The 7,220-nt window shown below is 71.1% G+C and carries 7 protein-coding genes and 1 riboswitch; of the genes, 6 read left to right on the top strand and 1 reads right to left on the bottom strand.

The genetic code is table 11. The features are described from left to right. Positions 1–119: 119 nt before the first annotated feature. Positions 120–1,448, bottom strand: a complete 1,329-nt coding sequence (locus AB0917_RS21775) for a nicotinate phosphoribosyltransferase (RefSeq protein WP_366821267.1) — start codon at positions 1,446–1,448, stop codon at positions 120–122. Between the two features lie 79 nt (positions 1,449–1,527). Here AB0917_RS21775 and clpS point away from each other — a divergent pair, with 79 nt between their 5' ends. The 6 genes from clpS (at position 1,528) to AB0917_RS21745 (ending at position 7,219) form a co-directional block, all read left to right on the top strand. Continuing rightward, positions 1,528–1,845: an ATP-dependent Clp protease adapter ClpS gene (gene clpS, locus AB0917_RS21770; RefSeq protein ID WP_030567742.1), complete on the top strand. Its 318-nt coding sequence runs from the start codon at positions 1,528–1,530 to the stop codon at positions 1,843–1,845. A 70-nt stretch (positions 1,846–1,915) separates the two neighbouring features. Next, on the top strand, positions 1,916–2,530 hold the full coding sequence (locus tag AB0917_RS21765) for a DUF2017 domain-containing protein (RefSeq protein ID WP_366821266.1): 615 nt from the start codon (positions 1,916–1,918) through the stop codon (positions 2,528–2,530). A gap of 324 nt (positions 2,531–2,854) precedes the next feature. Further along, positions 2,855–4,300, top strand: a complete 1,446-nt coding sequence (locus AB0917_RS21760; protein WP_366821265.1) for an amino acid permease — start codon at positions 2,855–2,857, stop codon at positions 4,298–4,300. A 192-nt stretch (positions 4,301–4,492) separates the two neighbouring features. Continuing rightward, the gene (locus AB0917_RS21755; protein ID WP_366821264.1) at positions 4,493–4,915 is read left to right on the top strand and encodes a M67 family metallopeptidase; all 423 of its coding nucleotides are present in this window, start codon (positions 4,493–4,495) and stop codon (positions 4,913–4,915) included. 110 nt (positions 4,916–5,025) lie between these two features. Next, positions 5,026–5,128, top strand: a riboswitch (cobalamin riboswitch). A 58-nt stretch (positions 5,129–5,186) separates the two neighbouring features. Next, positions 5,187–6,182 (top strand): ABC transporter substrate-binding protein, encoded by a 996-nt coding sequence (locus tag AB0917_RS21750; RefSeq protein WP_366821263.1) that lies wholly within the window; start codon positions 5,187–5,189, stop codon positions 6,180–6,182. Continuing rightward, positions 6,179–7,219 (top strand): iron ABC transporter permease, encoded by a 1,041-nt coding sequence (locus AB0917_RS21745; RefSeq protein WP_366821262.1) that lies wholly within the window; start codon positions 6,179–6,181, stop codon positions 7,217–7,219. The genes AB0917_RS21750 and AB0917_RS21745 overlap by 4 nt, the downstream gene beginning before the upstream one ends. Position 7,220 lies beyond the last annotated feature (1 nt).

Genomic DNA, 7,220 nt, shown 5'->3' with positions numbered 1-7,220 from the left:
GCTTCCCATCTCCCGCCCCGTCCGGGCCCCCCCCCCCCCCGCGCGGCGCTTGCGGACGAAGCGGCCCCCGGACGCCCCCGGCCCCCCGGACGCCCCCGGCCCCCCGGACGCCCCCGGCCTCACACGTGCTCCGTCCCGAGCACCGGCTCCCCCCGGGACAACTGCATCGCGGACATCGGCAACCCGCCCCGCGCCACGACATGCCGCTCCCGAGCCGCCTCCAACGGCTCCCGGGCCACCACCTCCCCGCCCCGCACCAGCTCCACCAGCAGCTCCCGCCCCGCCAGCTCCTCCGGCACCGCCCCGGTGCCGATCACCTCGGCCTCGGCGACCCCGTGCTCGTCGGTCCGGCGCGCCGCCCACTTGCGACCGCCCTTCGACGACTTCGCCCCCAGCGACTTCTTCGCCACCGGCACCAGCGGGGCATCCGGCTCCGTCGACCCGGCCCGCGCCACCAGCTTGTAGACCATCGAGCACGTGGGGTGCCCGCTCCCGGTGACCAGCTGGGTGCCGACCCCGTACGCGTCCACCGGCGCGGCGGCCAGCGAGGCGATGGCGTACTCGTCCAGGTCCGAGGTCACCACGATCTTCGTCCCCGTCGCCCCCAGCTCGTCCAGCTGCTGCCGCACCCGGTGCGCGACCAGCAGCAGGTCCCCGGAGTCGATCCGTACGGCTCCGAGCCCGGTGCCCGCGATCTCCACCGCCGCCCGCACCGCCTCGGTCACGTCGTACGTGTCGACCAGCAGCGTGGTGCCCCGCCCCAGCGAGTCCACCTGGGCCCGGAACGCGTCCCGCTCGGTGTCGTGCAGCAGGGTGAAGGCGTGCGCGCTGGTGCCCACGGTCGGGATCCCGTAGCGGAAGCCGGCCGCCAGGTCGGAGGTGGCGTCGAACCCGCCGACGTACGCCGCACGCGCCGAGGCCACGGCCGACAGCTCGTGCGTCCGCCGCGCCCCCATCTCGATCAGCCGGCGGCCCCCGGCGGCGGCCGACATGCGCGAGGCCGCCGCCGCGATGGCGGAGTCGTGGTTGAGGATGGAAAGGATCACCGTCTCCAGCAGCACGCACTCGGCGAAGGAGCCCTCCACCCGCAGGATCGGCGAGCCCGGGAAGTACACCTCGCCCTCCGGGTAGCCCCAGATGTCACCGCTGAAGCGGTAGTCCGCCAGCCATCGCAGGGTCGGCTCGTCGACGATGCGCTGCTGGCGCAGGAAGCCGATGATCTCGTCGTCGAAGTGGAAGTTCTCCACCGCGTCCAGCACCCGCCCGGTGCCCGCGACGACCCCGTACCGCCGCCCCTCGGGCAGCCGGCGGGTGAACGCCTCGAAGACCGAGTGCCGGCCGGCGGTGCCCGCCTTGAGGGCCGCCTGCACCATGGTCAGCTCGTACTGGTCGGTGAAGAGCGCGGTCGACGGAACGCCGACCCGTCGCCCGAGGTCCGCTGAGTTCATGGCTGGGATGCTACCCCCTATTCGTCAAACTGACGAGATGTGGGGTCCGTTTGTGCGCCGGGGCCGCCCGGGTGGCAGCATGGGACAGGTGAGCGTTGCTACCCCCGTAGAGATCGAACGTCCTGATTCGGCCGAGGAGACCTTCGCGGTCCCCGAGCCCGACGTCCCGTGGGTGACGCTCGTCCACAACGACCCGGTCAATCTCATGAGCTACGTGACCTACGTCTTCCAGGCCTACTTCGGCTACTCCAAGGACAAGGCGCACAAGCTCATGCTGGACGTGCACCAGAAGGGCCGCGCCGTCGTCTCCAGCGGGAGCCGCGAGGAGATGGAGCGCGACGTCCAGGCCATGCACGGTTACGGGCTGTGGGCCACCCTCACCCAGGACCGGAACTAGAGGCCCCGGCCACCCCCAGGGCTTGACCCGCCCCGCCACCTGCCCCGTTCGACCCACCATCGGAGAATCCATGGCCGGCCATTTCGAGGCCACCCCGGGCGGCGGCGCGGCCGTCGCACTCGACGAGGTCGAGATCTCGATCCTGCGCTCCCTCGCCGTGCAGCTGCTCGAACTGATCGGTCCGGGCGACACGCCCGCCGACGGCGACGACCCGCTCGCCGCGCTCTTCGCCGAGGGGCCCAGCAAGCCGCCCGCGGACCCGGCCCTGGCCCGGCTCTTCCCGGACGCCTACGGGGGCCCCGACGAGCTGACCGCGGAGGCCGGCAAGTCGGAGGAGGAGGTGCGGGAGCTGTCCGCCGAGTTCCGCCGCTTCACCGAGAACGACCTGCGCTCCCGCAAGCGCGAGGACGCCCTCGCCGTCGTGCGGACGCTGGACGCGCTCTCGGCCGGCGGGGACGGCGGTGCCGTGCTCACCCTCACGGCCGACGAGTGCCGCGCCTGGCTCGGCTCGCTCAACGACCTGCGGCTCACCATCGGCACCCGGCTGGAGGTCTCCGACGAGGACGGGGGCGAGGACGGTTCGCTCTACCGGCTCCCCGACAGCGACCCGCGCAAGCCCATGGTGATGGCTTACCTGTGGCTCGGCGCACTCCAGGAAACACTCGTCGAAACACTGATGCCGTAGCCGCCCCGCGTCGGCCCCCGGGTGTACTCCGTTCGCTCAACGGACGCTCAGATCCGGGTAATGATCCCCCCAAGACATAAGCGCCTTTCATGGCGGATGGAGTTTCTCGTCCGCTTTTCCCTGTGGCGTGCGCCACAGAATGTCTCATGGTGTCCTGTGACGGTCGTGATAAATCTTCACGACCGCCCGAGGACGCCACCCCTGTCCCCGGGGGTCGCCACAAGCCGGCCGAACGCCGGTGGCACTCCATCCATATCCGGGGGGATCAGGACCTGATCCGCGGCCGTGCGGGCGCGGATCGGCGTGGAGAAAGGCGCACCACACATGACATCGGCACAGGTCGACGAGGGACAGGACGACCGCGGAAGGCCCGGCGCGGCCTCCGGGGAGACCGTGACCGGTGGCGAGGGGTACCAGCGAGGCCTGGGAGCCCGCCAGATCCAGATGATCGCCATCGGCGGAGCCATCGGCACCGGACTCTTCCTCGGCGCGGGCAAAGCGATCGACCGGGCCGGACCCAGCCTCATCCTGGCCTATGTCCTCGCGGGCCTGGTCATCTTCTTCATCATGCGGGCCCTGGGCGAACTCCTCATGTACCGCCCGGTTTCCGGCTCCTTCTCGGAGTACGCCCGCGAATTCATCGGGCCCTTCTTCGGATTCGTGACCGGCTGGACGTACTGGCTGTTCTGGGTCGTCACCGGAATCACCGAAGTCACCGCCGCCGCCACCTATATGACGTACTGGTGGAACATTCCCCAGTGGCTGTCCGCACTCGCCTTCACCGTCATTCTGTACGGCGCGAACCTGATCTCCGTGAAGCTCTTCGGCGAGCTGGAGTTCTGGTTCTCCATGGTCAAGGTCACCGCGATCGTCGGCATGATCCTCATCTGCGCCGGCGTCCTGACGATCGGCTTCTCCGACGCCGGTGACACCGCGACCGTCTCCAACCTCTGGAACAACGGCGGCTTCTTCCCCAACGGCCTCAGCGGAATGCTCATGACGCTCCAGATCGTCATGTTCGCCTTCCTCGCCGTCGAACTCGTCGGCGTCACCGCCGGCGAGTCCAAGGACCCCAGGACCGTCCTGCCCAAGGCCATCAACACCGTGCCGTGGCGCATCGCCGTCTTCTACGTCGGCGCGCTGATCATGATCCTGTCGGTCGTGCCGTGGTCCACCTTCAAGCCGGGCGTCTCGCCGTTCGTGAAGGCCTTCGAGGAGATGGGGCTCGGCATCGGCGCCGCCGTCGTCAACTTCGTCGTCCTGACCGCGGCGCTCTCCTCCTGCAACTCCGGCATGTACTCCACCGGCCGTATGCTCCGCGACCTGGCCATGAACGGACAGGGCCCCCGCGCCTTCACCAGGCTGACGAGGAACGGCCTGCCGCTCACCGGCACCACCTTCTCCGCCGCCCTGATGCTCGTCGGCGTCTGGATCAACTACCAGTGGCCCGGAGAGGCGTTCAACTACGTCGTCTCCTTCGCCACCATCTCCGGCATGTGGGCCTGGATCATGATCCTCTTCAGCCAGATCCGCTACCGCCGCCTCGCCGACCGGGGCCTGCTCCCGCAGTCGTCGTTCAAGGCCCCCGGCGCCCCGTACACCAGCTGGTTCGCGCTCGCCTTCATCGGCATGGTCATCGTGATGATGGCGATCGACAAGGACGCCAGGATCTCGCTCTACTGCGCCCCGCTCTGGGCGCTCGTCCTCGGCGTCTCCTACCTGGTGCTCAGGTCGCGCGACCCGGAGAACACCGCCTTCGTCAGGCGCTGAGACCGAAAGGGCGGGCCCGGCCACCGGGCCCACCCGCCGACCCCGAGGGCGGGCCCGGCCACCCACCGGGCCCACGACCACCCTCCTCCCGGACCGCCCGGCCGCCCCCCCCACGGCCCCGGCGTGTCCACCATGCGGCCCTCTCCGTACCACCCACCGGTACGCGGAGGGCCGCATGCCTATCCTGGCGCCATGCTGACCATCACCCAGGCGCTCCACGACCAGATCGTCGCCCACTCCAGAGCCGACCACCCCGACGAGGCGTGCGGCGTGGTGGCGGGCCCGGCCGGCACGGGGCGCCCCGAGCGCTTCATCCCGATGCTCAACGCCGCCCGCTCGCCCACGTTCTACGAGTTCGACTCCGGCGACCTGCTCAAGCTGTACCGCGAGCTGGACGACCGCGACGAGGACCCCGTGATCATCTACCACTCGCACACGGCCACCGAGGCCTACCCCTCCCGCACCGACGTGACGTACGCCAACGAGCCCGGCGCCCACTACGTCCTGGTCTCCACCGCCGACATCGACGGCGCGGGCCCCTTCCAGTTCCGCTCCTACCGCATCGTGGACGGCGAGATCACCGAGGAAGAAGTGCAGGTCGTCGAGGCGTACTGACCACCGGGCACCCTCCCGGCGGCCCCCGCGCCGCCCTCCGGACACCGCCTCGCAAAGCCGCGGAACGGGTCTGGCACACTGCACCCCAGACCCGAACACAAGGCAGCGGGAACCAGGAAGCCGGTGCGAATCCGGCACGGTCCCGCCACTGTGACCGGGCCCCCTCCCCCGCGGACCCTCCGCGCCGGAGGGCGGCCCGGAAGCCAGGAACTGGCCCGCTGCCTTCCCGCATCGACCAGGGGACGCGGAAATCCCCCGGAGAGGCCCCGCCATGTCCCGGCGCACCCCCGCGCTCATAGCCGCCGCCGTGCTGCTCCCGCTCGCCCTCACCGCCTGCTCCACCCCGGACGGCGACGACGCCACCGGGGACAAGGCCTCGGCGAAGAGCGACGGCTTCCCGTACACCGTCACCAACTGCGGTGTCACCACCACGTACAAGGCCCCGCCGAAGCGCGTGGTCACCATGAACCAGCACGTCACCGAGATCATGCTGGAACTGGGCCTGGCCAAGTCCCTCGTCGGCACCGCCTACCTCGACGACCAGGTCCTGCCGAAGTACGCCGAGGACTACGCCTCCGTCCCGGTCATCGCCAAGGAGTACCCCTCCTACGAGCAGGTCCTCGCCGCCGACCCCGACTTCGTCTACGGCGGCTACGCCAGCGCCTTCGCCGCGGGCGACGGCCGCGGCCGCGAGGCGCTGAAGAAGTCCGGCGTCGAGACCCGGCTCAACATCGAGAGCTGCGCCAAGGCCGACACCCCGATGGAGACCCTCTACGAGGAGATCCGCGAGGTCGGCCGCACCTTCGGCGTCAGCGACCGCGCCGAGGCCTGGGTCGAGCAGGCGAAGGCCGACAACGCCGCCACCGCCGAGAAGCTCAAGGACCTCGAGCCCCTCCCCGTCTTCGTCTACGACAGCGGCGACAAGACCGCCTTCACCGCGGGCGGCAAGGGCATCGGCAACGAGCTGATCAAGCGGGCCGGCGGCACCAACGTCTTCGCCGACCTGGACAAGGCCTTCGGCGACGCCTCCTGGGAGAACGTCGTCGCCCGCAAGCCCGAGGCGATCGTGATCTACGACTACGGCTCCACCACCGTCGAACAGAAGAAGAAGCGCCTCCTCACCGACCCGGCCCTCGCCGACGTCCCCGCCATCAAGAACAAGCGGTTCGCGGTCATGCCGCTCTCCGACGCGGTCCTCGGCGTCCGCGTCCCCGCCGCCGTCGACAAGCTCGCGGCCCAGCTCCACCCGGCGGCCACCACCCCGTGACCTGCCGCGCCCCCGCACCGCGGCGGCTGCTGCGCTACACCCTGGTCGTCGGCGTCCTCGCCGTACTCCTCGCAGCCGCCGTGGTCGCCGCCCTCGCCCTCGGCTCCGTCCGCATCCCGCCCGACCAGGTGCTCTCCATCCTGACCGGGCGGGCGGAGGCGAGCCCGTTCCGCACGATCGTCCTCGACGTGCGGCTGCCCCGGGTCATCCTCGGCACCGTCGTCGGCGCCGGACTCGCCGTCATCGGCACGGTCCTCCAGGCCCTCGTACGCAACCAGCTGGCCGACCCGTTCCTCCTCGGCGTCTCCTCCGGAGCCTCCACCGGCGCGGTCCTGGTGATCGTCCTCGGCATCGGCGCCTCCCTCGCCACCACCGTCACGATCCCCGCCGCGGCCTTCGTCGGCGCGCTGCTCTCGCTGCTGCTCGTCTACACCCTGGCGCGCGGCGGAGGGGGCCTCACCACCAACCGGCTCGTCCTCGCCGGGGTCGCCGTCTCCTACATCCTCTCCGCGCTCACCAGCCTGATCCTGGTCACCTCCGCCCGCGCCGACCACCTCCAGGAAGTCCTCTACTGGACCCTCGGCGGCCTCGGCGCGGCCCGCTGGGACATGCTCGCGATCCCCGCCGTCGCCCTGGTCGCCGGCACGGCCGTACTCCTGACCCTGGCGCGCCCGCTCGACCTGCTCCTGGTGGGGGAGGAGGGCGCGACCGTACTGGGCCTGGACACCGCCCGCTTCCGGGCCGCCGTCTTCGTCCTCGCCTCGCTCATGACCGGGGCGCTCGTCGCCTTCAGCGGGGCGATCGGGTTCGTCGGCCTGATGGTCCCGCACATGGCCCGGATGGCGGTCGGCGCCTCGCACCGCGCGCTCCTGCCGGTCGTCGCGCTCGGGGGAGCGGTCTTCCTGGTCCTCGCCGACCTGGCCGCCCGCACGCTCGCCGCCCCGCAGGACATCCCGGTCGGCGTCCTCACGGCCCTGACCGGCGGCCCGTTCTTCCTGTGGATGCTGCGGCGCAGGCCCGGGGGAGCGCCCGCATGAA

Origin of the sequence: Streptomyces sp. NPDC007346, assembly GCF_040703535.1 — a bacterium.
In the GTDB taxonomy this organism is placed as follows: domain Bacteria; phylum Actinomycetota; class Actinomycetes; order Streptomycetales; family Streptomycetaceae; genus Streptomyces.
The sequence above is the reverse complement of the archived record's forward strand: the minus strand, read 5'-3'. Positions and strand labels throughout refer to the sequence as shown.

Bases quoted from the DNA above. Each gene is read 5' to 3' on its own strand.
- AB0917_RS21775 (WP_366821267.1), bottom strand. From the start codon at position 1,448: ATGAACTCAGCGGACCTCGGGCGACGGGTCGGCGTTCCGTCGACCGCG.
- AB0917_RS21750 (WP_366821263.1), top strand. From the start codon at position 5,187: ATGTCCCGGCGCACCCCCGCGCTCATAGCCGCCGCCGTGCTGCTCCCG.
- clpS (WP_030567742.1), top strand. From the start codon at position 1,528: ATGGGACAGGTGAGCGTTGCTACCCCCGTAGAGATCGAACGTCCTGAT.
- AB0917_RS21765 (WP_366821266.1), top strand. From the start codon at position 1,916: ATGGCCGGCCATTTCGAGGCCACCCCGGGCGGCGGCGCGGCCGTCGCA.
- AB0917_RS21755 (WP_366821264.1), top strand. From the start codon at position 4,493: ATGCTGACCATCACCCAGGCGCTCCACGACCAGATCGTCGCCCACTCC.
- AB0917_RS21760 (WP_366821265.1), top strand. From the start codon at position 2,855: ATGACATCGGCACAGGTCGACGAGGGACAGGACGACCGCGGAAGGCCC.